Raw genomic sequence first — 18,683 nt, 5'->3', positions numbered from 1 at the left:
AAAGGCCGTCATGACGCTCTCCATCACAGAAACAGCCAGCCCGTTCCGCCTCGCATCCGCGGCGGACATCGGCGAGGTCCAGGGCATTCTCCGCTCTGCGGGCCTCCTTGGCCCGGAAAAGCGCATCGCCTACCTGGGCCTGCTGGATCCTGCCCGTGGAAGCGCTGAGGTGGACCGGCGATTCCGGATCTTCATCCACGACGTTTCCGGCGCCCGGCCCCAGGACGTCACTGTCTCCGTCACCAGCGGCACGGTGATCTCCGCCGTCGAACTCGATACCGCGGCCACCGGCGAACTGCCGGTCCTGGAAGAGGAGTTCGAGGTGGTGGAGCAGTTGCTGGCCACCGACGAGCGGTGGCTGAAGGCCCTGGCGGCCCGGAACCTGGATGTCAGCAAGGTGCGCGTTGCGCCGCTGTCCGCTGGTGTCTTCGAGTATGCGGAGGAGAAGGGCCGCCGGATCCTGCGCGGGCTCGCCTTCGTGCAGGACTTTCCGGAGGACAGCGCCTGGGCCCACCCGGTGGACGGGCTGGTGGCCTACGTGGACGTGGTCAGCAAGGAAGTCACCCAGGTGATCGACACCGGCGTCTTCCCCATCCCGGCCGAGCACGGCAACTACACCGATCCGGAACTAACCGGACCGCTGCGGACCACGCAGAAGCCGATCAGCATCACCCAGCCCGAGGGCCCCAGCTTCACGGTGACCGGCGGCAACCACGTCGAGTGGGAGAAGTGGAGCCTGGATCTTGGCTTCGATGTCCGCGAGGGCGTGGTGCTGCACAACATCGGTTTCCGGGACGGGGACCGGCTCCGGCCCATCATCAACCGCGCGTCGATCGCCGAGATGGTGGTCCCGTACGGCGATCCGTCCCCGATCCGGTCCTGGCAGAACTACTTCGACACGGGGGAGTACCTCGTGGGCCAGTACGCCAACTCCCTGGAACTGGGCTGCGACTGCCTCGGCGACATCACCTACCTCAGCCCCGTCATCAGTGACGCCTTTGGCAATCCGCGCGAGATCCGCAACGGCATCTGCATGCACGAGGAGGACTGGGGCATCCTGGCCAAGCACAGCGACCTCTGGACCGGCGTCAACTACACCCGCCGGAACCGGCGTCTGGTGATCTCCTTCTTCACCACCATCGGCAACTACGACTACGGCTTCTACTGGTACCTCTACCTGGACGGCACCATCGAATTCGAAGCCAAAGCCACCGGCGTCGTCTTCACCTCGGCGTACCCGGAAGGCGGCTCGGACAACATCTCCCAGCTCGCGCCGGGGCTCGGAGCGCCGTTCCACCAGCACATTTTCAGCGCCCGCCTGGACATGGCGGTCGACGGCTTCACCAACAGGGTGGAGGAGGAGGACGTGGTGCGGCAGGCGATGGGCCCGGGCAACGAGCGCGGCAACGCGTTCTCCCGCAAGCGGACCGTGCTGGCCCGCGAGTCCGAAGCCGTGCGGGAGGCGGATGCCCGCGCAGGTCGGACCTGGATCATCTCCAACCCCGAATCCCGCAACCGCCTGGGCGAGCCGGTGGGCTACAAGCTGCACGCGCACAACCAGCCCACCCTGGTGGCCGACGCCGGGTCCTCCATTGCCCGGCGGGCAGCGTTTGCCACCAAGGATCTGTGGGTGACGCGCTACGCCGAGGCCGAGCGCTACCCGACCGGCGACTTCGTCAACCAGCACTCCGGCGGGGCGGCCCTGCCCGCCTACATCGCCCAGGACCGCGACATCGACGGCCAGGACATCGTCGTGTGGCACACCTTCGGCCTGACCCACTTCCCGCGCGTGGAGGACTGGCCCATCATGCCGGTGGACACCGTGGGCTTCAAGCTCCGCCCCGAAGGCTTCTTCGACCGCAGCCCGGTCCTGGACGTGCCCGCCAACCCGAATGTGCAGGCCGGGGGCCACTGCCACACTGACCCCGGGGAGTCGCCCGATTCCCACTGCCACGGCTAGGTTCACGCCGTGACCGCACTGCCGGGATGGGGCCGCACGGCCGGCCCCGCCCGCGGCGGCAGCAACCGCTCCTTCGCCACCGGCCACCGGGTCCTGCACTCCCGCGCCGTCTCGCTGGTGACCGCCGCGTCCTGCGGGGTGCACCTCTGGCTGGCCGCCGGGAACCACCACGGACCGTGGCTGGGCGCCGTGATGCTCGCGATGGTCGGTGTCTGCCTGCCGTGCGCCGTGCACCTGTGGCGCGACGGCCGGGAGAAGGCCCTGCGCCAGGTGATGGCTTGTGCCCTGGCCATGACCGCCCTGCACGCCGTCCTGCTGCTGGGTGGTCATGCCTCCTCCGGTGGCGGGGCGTCCGGCCACTCCCATGCCGGAGCGGCGGTGGGCGCCGCTGTGTCGGATTTCGTGGGATCGGGTGCTTCGGGTTCTGGCGCAGGGGGCCTGCTGGCCGTCGTCGTCCTGGAAATTACGACGGCGTTCCTCGCCGCGACGCTGCTGGCCCGCCTTCGCTCCGTCCCCCGGAGTTCGGCCCGGTTCCATGCTGGAATGGACCCTAACGGAAGGCCTGTTTGCGGATGATGGAGTGCGGATGATCCTGCTCGATTCACTGGAGCGCCGGATTGTGGCTGCCCTGCAGCTGGATCCCCGCTGCCCGTGGCGCAAGATGGCCGCGGTCCTGGGCGAGCCGGAACGCACTGTGGCCCGCCGCGGGGCGCAGCTCCTGGAATCCGGCGCCGTTGCCGTCGCCGCCGTGCGGCCGCATCCGGCGTCGATGCTGGTGGAAATGCGCTGCACGCCGGGCACAGTCCGCGCTGCCGCGCAATCGCTGGCGCAGCGCCCCGACACCACGTTCGTCTACACGGTCACCGGCAACGGCGACTGCGTGGCCGAGATCCTCACGGATCCGGACCGAATGGGGGACATCCTCTCAGACGAACTGCCCTCCACCATCGGGCTGCGGCACTCCGTGAGCTATCCGGTGCTGCGGTACTTCCGGACCATCCAGGGTTGGCGGCCGGAGATGCTCACCGCGGAGCAGGCAGATGCCCTGCGCTCGCCGGTCGCTGCCGATACCGGCGTGCATGCGGTGCGGCAGCCCCTGAACCGCCAGGACACAGAGCTCGTGGAGGCACTCTGCGCGGATGGGCGCATCAGCTTCGAAGCTCTGGCCCGGCGCGTCGGGGTCTCGGAGGCAACTGCCCGCCGGCGCTGCGAATGGCTGCTCGCCACTAACCAGGTCCAGCCCCGCGTTGTGGTGGAACCCGCCGCCCTGGGGCTCGCCGTCGAGGCCCTGCTGTGGATCAGGGCGGCGCCGCACCACGTGGAGCAGCTGGGCCGGAGCCTGGCCGAGCTGCCCAGCGTTCGCTACGCGGCGGCGCTTGCCGGTGACTACCAGATCGTGGCCGACGTGACCGTGCCCGACCAGCCGTCCCTGTACCGCCTGATAACAGCTTCCGACTGGGCGGCGCAGGCCTCGGGTGTTGACGTATCCATACTGCTGGACGCCCGCAAGCGCGGCGGGCGCGTCATGCGCCCGCCGCGGACACCGGCCTGAGTCCGCCCAGGTCCGGCGTCACCGCGGCGTACCGGGTCTGCTGCTCGAACGCCTTTGCCCAGCGGAGCAGTTGCACGTCGGTGTAGTGGTTGGAGGCGAGCTGCAGCCCGATGGGCAGCCCGGCGCCGCTGAACCCGGCCGGCATGCTCAGCACCGGCAGGCCGGTGGCCGAGAGCAGGCACGCCGACCGCATCCAGTCCAGATAGGTTTCGGATGGAACGCCGGCCACCTCCTGCGGGTAGCGCAGGGACGCATCGAACGGCAGCACCTGGGCACACGGGCTGGCAAAGATGTCGTAGCGCCCGAAGAATTCCTGGACGCTGTATTCAAGCCGGGTGCGGGCGGCGTTGGTGGCAATGATCTCCTCGGCGGTGAGGGCCAGGCCCTTGCCGACGTTCCACCGCACCTCGGGCTTGATGAGTTCGCCTGATTCGGCGACCAGCCTGCCCAGGCTGGCCGCGAAATCCAGTGCCCGCGTGTTGCCGAAGACAAGGTCTGCCTCGTTGAAGTCCGGGCACGCCTCCTCCACCACTGCTCCCAGTTCCTCAAACACGGCGAGCTGGCGTTCAAGGTGGTCCGCGATCTCGGGTTCCACCGGAACACCGATGCCAAAATCCCGTGACCAGCCAATCCGCACCCCGCGCATGTCGGTCTCAAGCCCCGACCTGAAATCCGCCGGATCCACCACCTGCGGGTGGGGCACCCGCAGATCCTGCCCGGCGGTGACCGACATGAACAGGGCGATGTCCTCCACGGTCCGCGCCATGGGGCCGGTCCGCCCCAGCCAGGACCAGGCGTTGATATCGGACGGCATTGGAATGACGGCCTGGGACGGGCGGAAGCCGACGATGTTGCAGAAGGACGCGGGGATCCGCAGCGAGCCGCCCATGTCGCTGCCGTCACCCATTGGCTGCACACGGGCACCCACGACGGCGGCCACCCCGCCGCTGCTTCCGCCCGCGCTCAGGGCCGGCGCGTACGGGTTGGTGGTGGTGCCGAAGAGGTCGTTGAAGGTGTGGGAGCCTGCCCCGAACTCGGGAACGTTTGTCTTTCCCGTGCTGACCACGCCGGCGGCCTTGAGCCGGGCAATGATGAGGTCGTCCGTGGCCGGCACGAAGTCCTTCAGCACCACCGAGCCCTGGGTGGTGCGCATTCCGGCGGTGTTATTGGTGTCCTTGTGGGTCAGGGGCAGCCCGTGCAGCGGCGGCAGCTCGGCGCCGGATGCTGTGAGCTCGTCGGCGCGGGCTGCCAGCTTCGCGGCGCCCTCGGCGTCGAGGGTCACCACCGCGTTGACCCGGGGGTTCACCTCGGCAATGCGTTCGAGGTGGCAGTCGAGGGCCTCCCGCGCCGAGATTGCCCTGTTCCTGATGGCGGCGGTGAGCTCGACGGCGGAAAGCTCGCTGATGGCGTCAGACATGGTGCTCCTTTGGGCGGCGGTTGAAGAGTGCGCGGTGGTACTTCCCTGAAGTGTGGAGGACCGCGAGCGCGAGTGGAAGGCATCCGTCCTCGAAACCGCGGCATGACTGATCCGGCCAGAATTTTGGCCGATTCCGCCATCCCTTGCCCTCCAGGGCCGGCGACCCGGACAGTATTCCTAACCTGCTGGCCGATTCGGTCGGAGGTCCAGATTCCGCAACGCAGCGGTCCGGCCCGCGGCATCAGCATCGCCGGCCCACTGCGGCCCTAAACAGGAGGCTCCCATGCACGCACCCCTGGCCCCCACCGGCTCAACGGACATCCTTGCAATCGCCAATGCCCCCGTTCTCTGGCTCTGCGTGGCAGGCGTCTTCGGCGTCATCGTGGTCCAGTCCCTGATCTTCCTCCGGGCAGTGCGGCGGGCAGCGCCCTCGGTGCAGATGACACCGGGGGACATCAAGACGTCCTTCCGATCCGGTGCTGTTTCTGCGATCGGCCCGTCGCTCGCCATTGCACTCGTGGCCGTCGCGCTGCTGGCGCTCTTCGGCGCACCGGCCGTGCTGTCCCGGATCGGACTGATCGGCTCCGCCGCCTACGACGTCTCGGCGGCCGGCATCGCGGCAGGCACCATGGAAGCCAGGCTCGGCGACGGGAGCTACACCCAAAGCGTGTTTGCAGTGGCGTTCTTTGCCATGAGCATCGGCGGAGCGATGTGGATGATCGCCACGCTGATCCTGACCCCGCTGCTTCGCCGCGGCGACACCAAGGTACGCGCGATCAACCCGGCGGCCATGGCCATCGTCCCCGCGGCGGCCCTCATCGGTGCCTTCGCGTGCCTGGGCTTCACGGAACTGCCAAAGTCCGGCACCCACGTGGTCACCTTTGCCGTTTCCGCCGCGGTTATGGCCCTGTCCCTGCTGCTGGCCAAGGCGCTCGGCAAGAGCTGGCTGCGGGAGTGGGGCCTGGGCATCTCGATCGTCGCCGCCCTTGGCGCGGCATTTCTCACGTCCGCCGGCTGACCCCATATCCGGCGGACCCCACACCGGCGGACACCATGTCCGGCACAACCCGGACCGCCCCACCCGGACCAGCCCCCAGTTAGCCCCTAGTTAAGGACAGGAACCATGACAGCCACGAGCACCGCACCCGCCGCCACGGACCAAGCCATGGCCGAGTTTGACCGCACCACCTCGCGCTGGGGACGCCCCACCATGATGGCAGGCCTGCTGGTCTCCGTTGCCGGCCCCCTGTATCTCGTCTTTGCCGGCGGACTGGACATCGCGCCCGCGCAGCTCTGGATTGCGTTCGCGGCGGTCGCTGCCACGTTCGGGGTCATCTGGATCGTGGAGCCGCTGACGTATTACCCCATCCTCGGACCGGCCGCGATGTACCAGGCCTTCATGATCGGCAACATCTCCAACAAGCTCCTGCCAGCCGCCTTGATCGCGCAGACCAATATCGGCGCCAAGCCCGGAACCCGCCGCGGCCAGCTGGCCTCCGTCGTGGCCATCTGCGGGGCGGCCGCCGTCCACCTGGCCTCACTCGCCATTTTCGTGGGGCTGCTGGGGAGCTGGCTCATCAGCGTTATCCCGCCGGCCGTCATGAACGTGACCCGGCTCTACGTGCTGCCCGCGGTCCTCGGCGCCGTGCTGGTCCAGGCCATCGTCTCCATGAAGCAGCCCCGGACCACGGTCATCGCCCTGGCCGTGGCCGCCGCCGTCTTCCTTGTCCTCCCGGCGGTTCCCGGACTGGCCATGGTGTCCACCGCCATCGCCGTCCTCGGGACGGTGCTGCTGGCGTGGTTCCTCCGGGACCGGCAGGCCGACCAGGACACCCGGCCGGCGCAGCCGGTCCACCTCGAGTAGCCGGTCCAGCCCAACCAACCCAAGCGCCCCAGTCATATGGGTGCGTTCCGCAGGGTTTCCCGGCGGAACGCACCCATTTTGCGGTGCCAAAGCGTGCCAGCGGGGTTCACGGCGCCAGCCGGCGGAACTCCGAGCCGAAATGCACCAGCGGGTCCGGCGTCTCGGACGCTTCCGCGCCGCTGCCCATGGCCACGACCTCGCCCACAACCAGCAGGTGCGTGGCGGCGGAATGGACGGACACGGTGCGAAGCTCGAACCAGGCGAGGCAACCGTCGATGATCGCAGCTCCGGTGGCCGGCCCGCGGCGGAACGGGACCTGCGCCAGCAGCCCGTGCAGCGGTGTCCCCGGACTGGCCAGCCACGTCGCCGTGCCCTGGTGCCTGCCGGACAGCACGCTCAGTGCCCAGGTGCCCGACTCCTCCACGGCCTCGCCAATGCGGGACTCCGCGTACAGGCTGACCAGCATGGTGGGCGGGTCATAGGAAACCGAGAGGAAGCCGCTCACGGTGGCGGCGTAGTCACGGTTCCGCAGCCGGGTGGAAACCGCGGCGACGCCGGCGGCGATGTCCGCACTCAGCCTGCGATACACGTCCACGTCGGCGTCCGACGGCCCGTCGCCCAACAGATGTGCCTCCAGCGGACCTGACGTTTCCATAAGCCCATCGTGCCATGTGGGGCAGCAGTAAACGCTGTTAAGAGTGTGACGAAACCACTACGGCTGTGGCGCATCTAACGCAATGGCAACCCAGCATCTGTAAGCCAATGGCCCGCCGTCGTTAACCCTCCGTTCACCTCGGACCCCAAAACTTGTTACCTGCGGCCCATAACTTCAGTAAAGGTACAAAAAGTACGCAGCTCACGTTCGGACGTCTCCGGTCCGCACCGCATCAGAAACCCTGGAAGGGGTACACCCAGTGAAGGCACTCCGCTTCGGCCGCCACGCGGCAATCGCTGTTATCGCCGCTGGCGCACTCGCGCTCACCGCCTGTGGTTCAGACAACGCCACGAACACCGCCCCGTCTGGCAGCGCCTCCGCCGCCGGCACCAAGGTCACCGGCACCCTGACCGGCATCGGCTCCTCCGCGCAGGGCGCGGCCATGGACGTCTGGAAGACCAACTTCGCCTCCGCTAACCAGGGCGCCACCGTGCAGTACTCCCCGGACGGCTCCGGCGCCGGACGCAAGGCCATCCTCGACGGTTCGGCACAGTTCGCCGGCTCCGACGCCTACCTGAAGGACGAGGAACTGGCTTCCGCCAAGAAGGTGTGCGGTCCCGAGGGTGCCATCGAGATCCCCGTGTACATCTCGCCGATCGCCATCGCGTTCAACCTGCCGGACATCACCGAGCTGAAGCTGGACGCCCCGACCGCTGCCAAGATCTTCCGCGGCGAGATCGCCAAGTGGAACGACCCCGCCATTGCAGCCCTGAACCCGGACGCCAAGCTTCCGGACCTCGCCGTCACCCCGGTGAGCCGCTCTGACGACTCCGGCACCACGAAGAACTTCACCGAGTACCTCTCCGCTGCGGCCCCCGACGTCTGGAAGGACAAGGCCGACGGCATCTGGCCTGCATCCCTCAAGGGCGAGAACGCCAAGGGCACGTCCGGCGTCGTCAAGACCGTCACCGACACCCCCGGTGCCGTGACCTACGCCGATGACTCCGCCGTTGGCGGCAAGCTCGGCATCGCCCAGATCAAGGTCGGTTCCGAGTTCGTCAAGATCTCCCCGGAAGCTGCCTCCAAGGCAGTCGACGCCGGCAAGCCTGTTGAAGGACGCGCCGACACCGACGGTGCCATCAAGCTCGACCGCACCACCACCGAAGCCGGCGCCTACCCGGTGGTCCTGGTTTCCTACCACATCGTCTGCTCCAGCTACGACAAGCAGGAAACCGTCGACCTGGTCAAGGCTTTCGAGACCTACGTAGTCTCCGAAGAGGGCCAGAAGGCAGCTGCCGAGTCCGCCAAGTCGGCCCCGATCTCCGCCACCCTGGCCGAGAAGGCCGTCAAGGCCATCGAATCCATCAAGGTCAAGTCGTAACCCTTGACCTGAACGCCGAAGTTCCCCGCCCAGCCGCCAGGCAGGGCGGGGAACTTAGCCGTGTAACGCGCGGTTTCAGCACGATCCGTATCTCTGCACCACCAACATCGAAGGGCCGGGTATGACCACCACCTCCCTGACCAGTTCCCGAGGCGCAGGCCGCGCCGGGGACAAAGTCTTCTCCGGAGCGGCCCTCGCAGCAGGCTGCCTGATCCTTGCCGTACTGTTCGGCGTGGCGCTGTTCCTCGTGATCCAGGCAATCCCCGCCTTCACCGCCCCTGCCGCGGACATCCAGGGCGGGGAGGGCTTCTTCGCCTACATCTGGCCAATCGTCGTCGGTACGCTCATTGCGGCCATCATCGCCCTGGCCATCGCCACGCCGGTGTCCATCGGCGTCGCCCTCTTTATCTCGCACTTCGCCCCGCGCGGCCTCGCGTCCGGCCTCGGCTACGTGATCGACCTGCTCGCCGCGATCCCCTCCGTCATCTACGGCGCCTGGGGCGCGGCCTTCCTGGCCCCCCAGATTTCGCCCGCCTATGGCTGGCTCGCCGCTAACATGGGCTGGCTGCCCATCTTCCACGGTCCGGCCTCCGCCACGGGCAAGACCATCCTGACCGCCGGCATCGTGCTGTCCGTCATGGTGATCCCCATCATCACGTCGCTGTCCCGCGAGATCTTCCTCCAGACCCCCAAGCTGCACGAGGAAGCGGCCCTTGCATTGGGAGCCACGCGCTGGGAAATGATCAAGATGTCGGTGCTGCCCTTCGCCCGCCCGGGCATCATCAGCGCCGTCATGCTGGGCCTCGGCCGCGCCCTGGGTGAAACGATGGCTGTGGCGCTGGTGCTGTCCTCCGGCGCGCTGACCGCCAGCCTGATCCAGTCCGGCAACCAGACCATCGCCGCCGAGATCGCCCTGAACTTCCCGGAGGCCAGCGGCCTCAAGGTGAGCACGCTGATCGCCGCGGGCCTGGTCCTGTTCGTGATCACCCTTGCCGTCAACATGATCGCCCGGTGGATCATCAGCCGGCACAAAGAATTCTCGGGAGCCAACTAAATGACCTCCACCCTGACCCCGGTCCGCAAGCGGTCCGCCCTGACCAAGGGCCAGCTGCCCAAGTTCGCTCCCTACGTGGTCCTGGGCGTCGCGTTGGTCCTCGGGGCGGCCATCCTCGCCCTGATCGGATTCAATGCCTTCGGCTGGGGAGTTGTGTCCGCCATCCTGTTCGCCGCAGGACTCGTCGGCTGGAGCGCCGCCGTTGAGGGTGCGCGCAAGGCCAAGGACAAGCTGGCCACCTGCCTCGTAGTGGGCGCCTTCCTGGTCGCCCTGCTGCCCCTGATCTCCGTCATCTGGACCGTCATGGTCAACGGCATCCCGGGCGTGCTCAACCCCGGCTTCCTGGGGACCTCGATGAACGGCGTCACCGGTGTCTACGACAACCGGGCCGCAGAAGGCACCGGGCCCGTGATCGGCGGCATCTACCACGCTCTCCTCGGGACCGTGCAGATCACCCTGCTGGCCACCGTCATCTCTGTGCCGGTGGGCCTGCTGACGGCGATCTACCTCGTTGAATACGGCAACGACCGCCCGCTGGCCCGTGCCATCACGTTCTTCGTGGACGTCATGACCGGCATCCCGTCCATCGTGGCCGGCCTTTTCGCTGCCGCGTTCTTCTTCGCGGTGGTGGGGCCCGGCACCAAGACCGGCGCCGTCGCCGCCGTCGCGCTGTCCGTGCTGATGATCCCGGTGGTGGTCCGCTCCAGCGAGGAAATGCTGAAGATCGTGCCCAACGAGCTCCGCGAGGCCTCCTACGCGCTGGGCGTCCGCAAGTGGCGGACCATCCTCAAGGTGGTTATTCCGACGGCGATCTCCGGCATTGCGTCCGGCGTCACCTTGGCAATCGCCCGGGTCATCGGCGAGACCGCTCCCATCCTGGTGACCGCAGGGTTTGCCACCAGCATCAACAACAACGTGTTCGGCGGCTGGATGGCATCGCTGCCCACGTTCATCTACACGCAGATCCTGAACCCCACCTCGCCGTCCAACCCTGATCCGTCGTCGCAGCGGGCATGGGGTGCGGCCCTGGTCCTCATCATCCTGGTGATGCTGCTCAACCTCGGCGCCCGCCTGATTGCCCGGGTATTCGCCCCGAAGACGGGCCGCTAGGCCGGACCGCCCTTACCGGTCCGCGCGGCCGGCTCTAGACTTCATTTCATACCAGCAAGTTAAGGAACATCATGTCCAAGCGCATCGACGTCAAAGACCTGAACGTGTACTACGGCAATTTCCTGGCCGTGGAAGACGTCAGCATCAACATCGAGGCCAAGTCCGTCACGGCGTTCATTGGACCGTCGGGCTGCGGCAAGTCCACCTTCCTCCGCACGCTGAACCGCATGCACGAGGTGCTGCCGGGTGCCCGCGTCGAGGGCGAGGTGCTGCTCGACGGCGACAACCTGTACGGTCCCGGCGTGGACCCGGTGACGGTGCGCTCCCAGATCGGCATGGTGTTCCAGCGGCCCAACCCGTTCCCCACCATGTCCATCCGGGACAACGTCCTGGCCGGCGTGAAGCTGAACAACCAGAAAATCTCCAAGGGCGAAGCAGATGCCCTGGTGGAGCGCTCGCTCCGCGGCGCCAACCTCTGGAACGAGGTCAAGGACCGTCTGGAGAAGCCGGGTTCGGGACTGTCCGGCGGCCAGCAGCAGCGTCTCTGCATCGCCCGTGCCATTGCCGTGGAGCCGCAGGTGATCCTCATGGACGAGCCGTGCTCCGCGCTTGACCCGATCTCCACCCTGGCCGTTGAGGACCTCATTAACGAGCTCAAGGACCAGTACACCGTGGTCATCGTGACCCACAACATGCAGCAGGCCGCTCGCGTCTCGGACAGGACGGCGTTCTTCAACATCGCCGGCACCGGCAAGCCGGGCAAGCTCATCGAGTTCGCCGAGACCAGCACCATCTTCAACAACCCGAGCCAGAAGGCCACCGAGGACTACGTCTCCGGCCGCTTCGGATAGTCCCCACCCACAAAGCAACGCGGGGTCACTTATCGCCCTCTCCGGACCTCCGGAAGGGCGGTAAGTGACCCCGCGTTGCTTTATCAGGCGGCGATGAGCGGGGAGAGCGCCAGTTCGAGGACGAAGGCCCCAGCGGCCGTGGCTGCCGGCGTCAGGACCCACAGCGACAGGATCCGGGTCACCAGCTTGCGGTGGATGGTGGCGAACTGCTGGTTTTCCCCCGCGCCGAGCACTGAGGACGTGACCGTGTGGGTGGTGGACACGGGCCAGTGCAGCCCGATGGCGCCAATAAAGAGCAGGAGCGCACTGAAGCCCTGGGCCACCACACCGCGCAGCGGGTCGATCCGGGTGAGCCGGTAGCCGATGGTGTGCGAGATGCGCCAGCCGCCAAACATCGTGCCCGCCGTGATCGTGGCCGCGGACAGCAGCGCCACCCACAGGGGAAGCGAGCCGCCGTCGGAATAGCCGGCAGCCAGCAGCGCCAGGATGAGCACAGCGCTGATCCGCTGGCCGTCCTGCAGGCCGTGGCCAAAGGCCACGGCGCCGGCAGCGATGGCCTGGGCGGAACGGAACCGTTTGTTGACGACGCTCGGCTGGGTATAGCGCGCCGCCCAGGTGACGGGAAACACCAGCAGGTACGCGGCGATGAAGGCAATGACAGGGGAGAGGACCAGGGGCAGGACCACTTGGAACAGCAGCGACTGGTCCACACCGCCCACGGAATTGCCGCCCACAACCACGCTGGCTGTTCCGGCCCCCGCCAGCCCACCCACCAGGGCATGGGTGGAGGACGAGGGAACGCCCTTCCACCACAGGAAGATGCCCCAGGCGCACGCGCTGGCAAGGCCGGCGGCGATGATGGTCAGGCCGCTGTCCCCGTGCGGGAGGGCCACCCAGTTCTGGCTGACGGCCACGGCCAGTCCGGCGCTCAGCAGGGCGCCGATGAGGTTGAAGAGGGCGGCCAGCAGCACCGCCACGGTGGGGGTCAGGGCGCGCGTTCGCACGGCCAGGGCTACGGAGGTGGACACGTCCCGGAACCCGTTGACGAAGGAAAATGCCGCGGTGAGGAGCACCACCAGGGCGAAGATGAACAGCGTCACCTCATGATTCCTTGACGATAATGCTGCCCACCAGGGTGGCGATCCGGCGCATGTCCTTGGTGACGTCAACCAGCTGGTTGGCGATGTCCCGGTTGCGGGCGTACTGGGCTGACTTCATGTCCTTGAGCATGTCCGCGACCCATACACGGTGCGTGCGTTCGGCCCTTTTGGCCAGCCGCAGCACCTCGATCCAGTAGTCCTCAAGGTCGTCCAGGTTGTTCAGCCGGCGCATGGCATCAGCCGTCAGCTCGGCCTGCCGGCTGATGATCTCCAGCTGGTCGGCGGCGCGCTTCGGCAGCCGGTCAAGGTTGTACAGCGCCACCAGCTCGGCCGCGGCGTCCAGCTTTTCAATGGCTTCGTTCAGGCTCTGCGACAGGGCGTACATGTCCTCACGGGGGAGCGGATTCACAAAGCTGGTGCGCATGTGCGTCAGGAGGGCGAAGTGCAGCTCGGCCGACTTCGCCTCGTGGTTGTGCATGTCCTCCACCAGCCGGTTGTGTTCGGTGGCCGGGGCGCCCAGGATTTCCGCCATGGTGGCGCTGGCAAAGACGATCTGCCGGGCCAGCTGGGAAAGAAGGTTCAGGCCTGCGGGTTCCTGGGGAAAAAGGCGCAGCTTCATGAGTACCGGTCTCCGGAAGGATCGTCAGGGCGGGACGCCGCGGGAGTTTTGACTTGACGTCCGAGCCGCAGCTAGTCAGTACTTTACCGGCACCTGCGTTGGGGCATAAAAATGGTGCCGAACCGGATACGCCTCTCGGCGGTAGGCCGCTCTAGGCGGCTAAATGTTGAAGCCCGGGGGTTTCGCGGTTCGGCACCGATTTCAGTCTTCTACTTTGGCTGGGCCAAGTCAACATTGACAGATTGGGCCTGATGGGTCAGTCGAGCTCACCCAGGCGCCAGGCATTGGCGGCGTGTTCCAAGTCCTCTGCGGTCTTCACGAGCAAGTGGGAGTTGCGCGTCAGCTTCCGCGCATGGCTCTCGTTGGAGTGCTCCGCGCCGTCCGCGAGCGTGGCCTGGCCGAGAGCGACCACGCGGCAGAACGCAGCGGAACGCTCAAGCGCAACGTCGAAGTCGCCGTCGAAGGCTCCGGACAGGATGGCGTCCGCCATGTTCTTCATTTCATCGGCGCCAGGCGGCTCGGCCGCGCCGGCCACCACGTTGGAGACCTGGGCGGTGTCCTTGCCCGCCTTGAAATAGACGGAGATGCGCTCGGGGTCCTGCACCGTTGCCGCGCGGAGGGCATACAGCCGCCACAGCGCGCCGGGCAGCGACCGGGCCGGGCTCTCAGCCCACATCTCCGCTATTGCCTCAAGGCCCTGCTCGTCGGCCAGCTTGACCAGCCGTTTGGTGATGACGGGATCATCGCTGTCCCGCCCGTGGCGCACCAGGGCCTGCGCGGCCAGATGCGCGGCTTCCGAGACACGAGCCGGATCGGCGCCGCCTGCGAAAGGTTCGAAATCAATGGGCGCAAAAGGTTTCGGTTTGTGGTGCCGCTCCGCCCCGCCCGGGCCGCTGGTTCCTGCTGTCTGACTCATGGTCCCACGCTACTCCTGCATGGAACCGGAATCGAGCGTCCTCTGCGGTGCCCGACTGGCTCCCCTCCACAACCGCAAACCTTTGCCGCCTCCCGGCAAAGACACGTTCGACGACGGCGGCGGGGCGCCGTGCTGAAGTCGCCACCGTCTGGGGTACAGTATTAAACGTCCAGAAATGGACTGGAACTGTTTCGCACTTGCAGGCTCTTGAGGCCCGCATTCCAGCAGGCAGTTTGGGCCTTTAGCTCAGTTGGTAGAGCATCGGACTTTTAATCCGTGGGTCGTGGGTTCGATCCCCACAGGGCCCACTCTTTTAGCGAAGAGTGGAAAGTCCCCGGCTTCCTGGCAACAGGAATCCGGGGATTTTTTATGTCCGTGCCTCCCTCGGGCAAACCGTCTAACTCGCTGCCGGCAGGGTGTCCTCCTGGGCCTGACGGTCTTGGCTCTCCCGTGCGGGGCAGCCCTTCGGGCCGGTTCGCACTTCTGACACCGGAGCGGCCGCCTGTGCTTCCGCGCCAGCCGTCACGTCCAGGCCGAACAGGGTCTCAAGGGCGGCGGTGTACTCGTCCTGCCGCCCGGCTGCCGCCAGCTCGCGTGCCCTCGAGGTGGGCACATGCAGGAGCTGCCGCACCACCCGCCGCAGGGCGAACTCCACCGCTTCCGCCGTGGCTGTGCAGCCGTGCTGGTTCTTCACCTTGGCCACTTCACCGGCCAGTACCGACTGCATGTGTTCACGCAGCGCCACGATCGCCGGATCCAGCAGCCGCGCCTGCCGGTCCTCCTCAAACTTCAGGGCGGCCTGCCGGACCAGTTCACCGGCCTGCCGGACGACGTCGGTTTGCTCACGCGGCGAGGCCAGCCGCACATCCTCCAGCGTGATGAGGTCAAGCCCGGGCAGCTCGCCCAGTTCCGGTTCAAAGTCCCGGCTGAGGGCGAGGTCGACTACCACGGGCGGGGCGGCAGCACCCTGCCGGAAGGCCAGAAAGTCCTCGGCGGTGAGCCGGGGGCCGCGGCCGCTGCAGCCGATCACCACATCCGCTGCGCGGACGGCAGCGGGCAGCTCCTCGAAAGTCAGGCTGGCGGCACCCCGGGCTGCCGCAAAGGCCTCGGCCCGCCCCGACCAGGAAAACACGGACACCGCCGTGCCCGCCCTTGCCGCCAGGAGCGCAAGGGTGGATCCGGCGTAGGCGCCGGTGCCGATTACCACCACGGACAGGCCCTTCAGGTCCCGGCGTCCCAGCTTGGCCAGGGCCAGGTCCAGTGCAACGGACACCATGGACCGGCCGGCGTCTCCCAGGGCCGTCAGCGATCCAACTTCGCGGGCGGCACGGGAGGCTGCCTGGAAGAGCCGGACCAGTGATCCGCTGGCAGACCCGGTCTCCTGGGCCGAGGCAAGCGAGCGTCGCAACTGCCCGGCGATTTCCCGTTCGCCCACCACTGCCGAGTCGAGGCCGGCACCCACCGAGAAGAGATGCTCGGTCATCGCGGTGCCTGTCAGGCACTCAAGTGCCAGGCAGAGTTCGTCCGCGGACACAGCCGAGCATGTGCTGATGGCATCCAGAACGCGCTTCCTGGTGGTGTCCGGATCCGCGCCCGGAGCAACGTCACAATAGGCCTCGAACCGGTTGCACGTGGAGAGCACCACCGCTCCCGCCACGCCGTCCAGGTCCGCAAGCACGTCCGAAGTGATGCGGACGGGTCCCGAACCGAGCCGGGCCAGGAACTCGAGGCCGGAACCCCGGCTTTCCCCGTCCCCAACCGGTTCGGGCCACCCGTCTCCGGACCGGGGAACTTTCCCCCGGTCCGGTGTGCGGGCATGATGGGAGACCACAAGAGCAAACTGCCGTTCTGACGGGGCTAATCCCTCGATGGATCCCCCTGCACCCTGCAACAATTCGGCACCCTTCCGCCGCAACGTTCCCCACCCTGTCCTGCCGCGCCACTTGGCGGCCGCTCCGGGTAGTGGCACCGCGCGGCCACCGCTTCCGGAGCGGTCCCGCCGGTGGCCGCCGCTAATTCGGACACCGCCGGTTGTCGCTGGGGCCAGGCGCCGTTGCCTGGCCCCAGAGCCAAGAGACCATGCAGAAAGGGTGGGGGACCCACCTTGGAAAATTCTTGGCGGGCGGGGCGGCCTGCATTCTGCAACGATGTACCGAAGAGATGTACTGAAGAGGAACGCCTGCCGCGAAAGGGACCCTGCATGGCCGTGACAATGAACGACGTTGCCCGCGCGGCCGGGGTGTCCCTGAAAACCGTGTCGAATGTGCTCAACAACTATGAGTTCATCAGGCCGGCCACACGGCAGAAGGTGCTGGACGCCATCGCCGAGCTTGGGTACGAGGCCAACCTGACAGCGCGGAGCCTGCGTTCCGGAAAATCCCGGATGCTGGGCCTCGTGGTATCCGACCTCTCCGTGCCGTACTACGCCGAGCTCGCTTCCAAGCTCATGACCGTGGCAGCCGCCCGGGACTACCGTGTCCTGGTGGAACAGTCGGCTGCCACCCGGGCCAACGAGCTTACTGCCCTGCAGGGATCCCTGAGCCAGTTGACGGACGGTCTCCTGTTCACTCCGTTGGTGCTCGACGCGGACGCTGTGGCCGCCGCCAGGCGCGGAACCAAGCCGCTCGTCATGCTCGGCGAGCACATCGACGACCCCCGGTTCGACCTGGTCACCATGAAGAACGTCGGAGCCGCCAGGGCCATGACGGCCCACCTGCTGGCGGGAGGCCGGCGTCGTATTGCGGTGATCGGTGCCTCACCAGGGGACCGGGAGGGTTCGCCGGGACTGCGGCTGGCCGGATACCGGGAGGCGCTGGCAGACGCTGGAATCGACTTTGACCCCGCCCTGGTTGTGCCCGCCGAGTGGCGCCGTGACGGCGGTTCGTCGGCGGTCGCACGGCTCGTGGACAGCGGCCAGCCCTTCGACGCCGTCTTCGGACTGAACGACGCCCTGGCTCTGGGAGCCATGCACGAACTGCTGCTGCGCGGGGTCAGCGTGCCCGGGGACGCGGCCGTCGCCGGGTTTGACGACATCGATGAGGCGCGGTTCTCGTCCCCTTCGCTGACCACAGTTGCTCCGGGCATGGACGAGATAGCCGAACGGTCCGTGCGGCTCCTGATCGACCGGATCGAGGGTACCGAGAAGGCCGCCGGGAGCGTGCATGTGAAAGCAGAATTTGAACTGAGGCTCCGTGCCTCGGCCCCTTAGACTTCGAAGTGCACGAAAGGTGGATCAATGATTGCCCTGCTCATCATCGACATGCAGAACGCGTACTTCGAAGCGCCGGAACTGGCAGCTGAGAAAGTGCGGCTGGTCACCACCTGCAACAGGCTGCTGGAGGGATTCACCTCCAGCGGCCACAAGGCGCTGCTGGTTGGCACCGAACACGAGCGGGACAAATCCACGTGGACACTGAACATGCTCGACGACGACCAGGGCTTCATTTTCCGCGGCAGCAAGCAGGCGGAGGCTGTGCCGGGGCTCGCCACCGACGGCCTGCCGCAGCTGAGCAAGACGCGGGACAGCGCCTTCGTGGGGACCAACCTGCTGTCCCGGCTGCGGAACTGGGGAGCAGACGAAGTGGTGCTGGCCGGCGTCTCCACGCACAACTGCATCGCCCAGACCGGAGCAGATGCCTTCGCCCACAACATCCGGGTCACGTACGCTCAGGACGCCATGGCGTCGGAGGACAGCGAGGACGCTGCGGACATGCTGCGCATCCTGTCCAGCACATACCGCCAGGCGGTCGAGTCGAGCGATGAGATCCTCGCCCGGCTCGGCGCCGGACAGAACGGCACCGTCGGGGGCAGGACCTGACACTTCCGAAACGTGGGTGAAACGAAAGGGGCCTAGTGTGGGTCCCACGCCGACCCGCAGGCCGTTGAAGGGATTCTCATGCATTTGCTGCCTCGTGAGCAGGAAAAACTCATGATCGTGGTCGCCGCCGACCTCGCCCGACGGCGGCAGGCGCGCGGACTAAAACTTAACTACCCGGAGGCCGTGGCCATCATCAGCTACGAGCTGATCGAGGGTGCCCGGGACGGCCGCACCGTTGCCGAGCTCATGAGCTATGGCACCACGCTGCTCAGCCGCGACGACGTCATGGAGGGCGTGCCGGAGATGATCCACGACGTCCAGGTCGAGGCCACCTTCCCTGACGGCACCAAGCTCGTCACCGTCCACAATCCCATCCGATAGGGGCGC

18 protein-coding genes and 1 tRNA gene are annotated in these 18,683 nt (G+C 67.2%); 13 read left to right on the top strand and 6 right to left on the bottom strand.

Going from position 1 to position 18,683, the window contains the following annotated elements:
* The first annotated feature begins 10 nt into the window (after nucleotides 1–10).
* Genes ACFVTE_RS02035 through ACFVTE_RS02025 form a run of 3 tightly spaced genes read left to right on the top strand, consistent with a single transcriptional unit; the run spans nucleotide 11 to nucleotide 3,512 of the window.
* Nucleotides 11–1,960, top strand: a complete 1,950-nt coding sequence (locus ACFVTE_RS02035; RefSeq protein WP_387096124.1) for a primary-amine oxidase — start codon at nucleotides 11–13, stop codon at nucleotides 1,958–1,960.
* Nucleotides 1,961–1,969: 9 nt separating this feature from the next.
* Nucleotides 1,970–2,536: a hypothetical protein gene (locus tag ACFVTE_RS02030; protein ID WP_387096121.1), complete on the top strand. Its 567-nt coding sequence runs from the start codon at nucleotides 1,970–1,972 to the stop codon at nucleotides 2,534–2,536.
* Between the two features lie 10 nt (nucleotides 2,537–2,546).
* On the top strand, nucleotides 2,547–3,512 hold the full coding sequence (locus ACFVTE_RS02025; protein ID WP_387096118.1) for an Lrp/AsnC family transcriptional regulator: 966 nt from the start codon (nucleotides 2,547–2,549) through the stop codon (nucleotides 3,510–3,512).
* Here the strand turns inward: ACFVTE_RS02025 and ACFVTE_RS02020 are convergent.
* Nucleotides 3,484–4,929 carry an amidase gene (locus ACFVTE_RS02020; protein ID WP_387096116.1) on the bottom strand — a complete coding sequence of 482 codons (1,446 nt, stop codon included), beginning with the start codon at nucleotides 4,927–4,929 and terminating at the stop codon, nucleotides 3,484–3,486. The two genes, ACFVTE_RS02025 and ACFVTE_RS02020, sit on opposite strands and share 29 nt — an antisense overlap.
* 283 nt (nucleotides 4,930–5,212) lie before the next feature.
* Between ACFVTE_RS02020 and ACFVTE_RS02015 the strand changes: the two genes are divergently transcribed.
* Nucleotides 5,213–5,947 (top strand): DUF5058 family protein, encoded by a 735-nt coding sequence (locus ACFVTE_RS02015; RefSeq protein ID WP_387096113.1) that lies wholly within the window; start codon nucleotides 5,213–5,215, stop codon nucleotides 5,945–5,947.
* A gap of 105 nt (nucleotides 5,948–6,052) precedes the next feature.
* Complete coding sequence (locus ACFVTE_RS02010) at nucleotides 6,053–6,793, top strand: hypothetical protein (RefSeq protein ID WP_387096110.1); 741 nt, start codon at nucleotides 6,053–6,055, stop codon at nucleotides 6,791–6,793.
* A 106-nt stretch (nucleotides 6,794–6,899) separates the two neighbouring features.
* Here the strand turns inward: ACFVTE_RS02010 and ACFVTE_RS02005 are convergent, their stop codons facing one another.
* Entirely contained in the window at nucleotides 6,900–7,448 is a 549-nt protein-coding gene (locus ACFVTE_RS02005) for a flavin reductase family protein (RefSeq protein WP_387096107.1), read from the bottom strand.
* Between the two features lie 259 nt (nucleotides 7,449–7,707).
* Between ACFVTE_RS02005 and pstS the strand changes: the two genes are divergently transcribed.
* The 4 genes from pstS (at nucleotide 7,708) to pstB (ending at nucleotide 11,844) form a co-directional block, all read left to right on the top strand.
* Nucleotides 7,708–8,829, top strand: a complete 1,122-nt coding sequence (pstS, locus tag ACFVTE_RS02000) for a phosphate ABC transporter substrate-binding protein PstS (protein WP_387096104.1) — start codon at nucleotides 7,708–7,710, stop codon at nucleotides 8,827–8,829.
* A 121-nt stretch (nucleotides 8,830–8,950) separates the two neighbouring features.
* Entirely contained in the window at nucleotides 8,951–9,883 is a 933-nt protein-coding gene (pstC, locus tag ACFVTE_RS01995; RefSeq protein WP_306920474.1) for a phosphate ABC transporter permease subunit PstC, read from the top strand.
* Nucleotides 9,884–10,993, top strand: coding sequence for a phosphate ABC transporter permease PstA (pstA, locus tag ACFVTE_RS01990; protein WP_387096100.1), 1,110 nt, complete (start codon nucleotides 9,884–9,886; stop codon nucleotides 10,991–10,993). It begins immediately after the preceding gene.
* Nucleotides 10,994–11,064: 71 nt separating this feature from the next.
* Nucleotides 11,065–11,844, top strand: a complete 780-nt coding sequence (gene pstB / locus ACFVTE_RS01985) for a phosphate ABC transporter ATP-binding protein PstB (protein ID WP_111903254.1) — start codon at nucleotides 11,065–11,067, stop codon at nucleotides 11,842–11,844.
* A gap of 83 nt (nucleotides 11,845–11,927) precedes the next feature.
* On the opposite strand, the gene ACFVTE_RS01980 is transcribed toward pstB, so the two are convergent.
* The 3 genes from ACFVTE_RS01980 to ACFVTE_RS01970 all read right to left on the bottom strand — a co-directional run bounded on the left by ACFVTE_RS01980 (nucleotide 11,928) and on the right by ACFVTE_RS01970 (nucleotide 14,479).
* Nucleotides 11,928–12,944, bottom strand: coding sequence for an anion permease (locus ACFVTE_RS01980; RefSeq protein WP_387096097.1), 1,017 nt, complete (start codon nucleotides 12,942–12,944; stop codon nucleotides 11,928–11,930).
* Nucleotide 12,945: 1 nt separating this feature from the next.
* Entirely contained in the window at nucleotides 12,946–13,563 is a 618-nt protein-coding gene (locus ACFVTE_RS01975; protein ID WP_377953153.1) for a DUF47 domain-containing protein, read from the bottom strand.
* Nucleotides 13,564–13,819: 256 nt separating this feature from the next.
* The gene (locus ACFVTE_RS01970; RefSeq protein WP_387096094.1) at nucleotides 13,820–14,479 is read right to left on the bottom strand and encodes a hypothetical protein; all 660 of its coding nucleotides are present in this window, start codon (nucleotides 14,477–14,479) and stop codon (nucleotides 13,820–13,822) included.
* Between the two features lie 235 nt (nucleotides 14,480–14,714).
* On the opposite strand from ACFVTE_RS01970, the gene ACFVTE_RS01965 reads away from it, so the two are divergent.
* Nucleotides 14,715–14,787 (top strand) — tRNA-Lys (locus ACFVTE_RS01965).
* Nucleotides 14,788–14,876: 89 nt separating this feature from the next.
* Here the strand turns inward: ACFVTE_RS01965 and ACFVTE_RS01960 are convergent.
* Nucleotides 14,877–16,199 carry a glutamyl-tRNA reductase gene (locus tag ACFVTE_RS01960; RefSeq protein ID WP_387097123.1) on the bottom strand — a complete coding sequence of 441 codons (1,323 nt, stop codon included), beginning with the start codon at nucleotides 16,197–16,199 and terminating at the stop codon, nucleotides 14,877–14,879.
* A 480-nt stretch (nucleotides 16,200–16,679) separates the two neighbouring features.
* On the opposite strand from ACFVTE_RS01960, the gene ACFVTE_RS01955 reads away from it, so the two are divergent.
* The 3 genes from ACFVTE_RS01955 (at nucleotide 16,680) to ACFVTE_RS01945 (ending at nucleotide 18,677) form a co-directional block, all read left to right on the top strand.
* Nucleotides 16,680–17,687 carry a LacI family DNA-binding transcriptional regulator gene (locus ACFVTE_RS01955; RefSeq protein ID WP_387096091.1) on the top strand — a complete coding sequence of 336 codons (1,008 nt, stop codon included), beginning with the start codon at nucleotides 16,680–16,682 and terminating at the stop codon, nucleotides 17,685–17,687.
* A gap of 27 nt (nucleotides 17,688–17,714) precedes the next feature.
* Complete coding sequence (locus ACFVTE_RS01950) at nucleotides 17,715–18,296, top strand: cysteine hydrolase family protein (RefSeq protein WP_387096088.1); 582 nt, start codon at nucleotides 17,715–17,717, stop codon at nucleotides 18,294–18,296.
* A gap of 78 nt (nucleotides 18,297–18,374) precedes the next feature.
* Nucleotides 18,375–18,677, top strand: coding sequence for an urease subunit gamma (locus ACFVTE_RS01945; RefSeq protein ID WP_387096085.1), 303 nt, complete (start codon nucleotides 18,375–18,377; stop codon nucleotides 18,675–18,677).
* The last annotated feature ends 6 nt before the right edge of the window (nucleotides 18,678–18,683 follow it).

The sequence above is a fragment of the Arthrobacter sp. NPDC058097 genome (assembly GCF_042884885.1).
Taxonomy (GTDB): domain Bacteria; phylum Actinomycetota; class Actinomycetes; order Actinomycetales; family Micrococcaceae; genus Arthrobacter.
Note: the sequence above shows the minus strand (reverse complement) of the source record. Positions and strands in the feature narration are given on the sequence as shown.

Coding starts and splice junctions, on each gene's coding strand:
- ACFVTE_RS02035 (WP_387096124.1), top strand. CDS start 11: ATGACGCTCTCCATCACAGAAACAGCCAGCCCGTTCCGCCTCGCATCC.
- ACFVTE_RS02025 (WP_387096118.1), top strand. CDS start 2,547: ATGATCCTGCTCGATTCACTGGAGCGCCGGATTGTGGCTGCCCTGCAG.
- ACFVTE_RS02020 (WP_387096116.1), bottom strand. CDS start 4,929: ATGTCTGACGCCATCAGCGAGCTTTCCGCCGTCGAGCTCACCGCCGCC.
- ACFVTE_RS02015 (WP_387096113.1), top strand. CDS start 5,213: ATGCACGCACCCCTGGCCCCCACCGGCTCAACGGACATCCTTGCAATC.
- ACFVTE_RS02010 (WP_387096110.1), top strand. CDS start 6,053: ATGACAGCCACGAGCACCGCACCCGCCGCCACGGACCAAGCCATGGCC.
- ACFVTE_RS02005 (WP_387096107.1), bottom strand. CDS start 7,448: ATGGAAACGTCAGGTCCGCTGGAGGCACATCTGTTGGGCGACGGGCCG.
- pstC (WP_306920474.1), top strand. CDS start 8,951: ATGACCACCACCTCCCTGACCAGTTCCCGAGGCGCAGGCCGCGCCGGG.
- pstA (WP_387096100.1), top strand. CDS start 9,884: ATGACCTCCACCCTGACCCCGGTCCGCAAGCGGTCCGCCCTGACCAAG.
- pstB (WP_111903254.1), top strand. CDS start 11,065: ATGTCCAAGCGCATCGACGTCAAAGACCTGAACGTGTACTACGGCAAT.
- ACFVTE_RS01975 (WP_377953153.1), bottom strand. CDS start 13,563: ATGAAGCTGCGCCTTTTTCCCCAGGAACCCGCAGGCCTGAACCTTCTT.
- ACFVTE_RS01970 (WP_387096094.1), bottom strand. CDS start 14,479: ATGAGTCAGACAGCAGGAACCAGCGGCCCGGGCGGGGCGGAGCGGCAC.
- ACFVTE_RS01955 (WP_387096091.1), top strand. CDS start 16,680: ATGGCCGTGACAATGAACGACGTTGCCCGCGCGGCCGGGGTGTCCCTG.
- ACFVTE_RS01950 (WP_387096088.1), top strand. CDS start 17,715: ATGATTGCCCTGCTCATCATCGACATGCAGAACGCGTACTTCGAAGCG.
- ACFVTE_RS01945 (WP_387096085.1), top strand. CDS start 18,375: ATGCATTTGCTGCCTCGTGAGCAGGAAAAACTCATGATCGTGGTCGCC.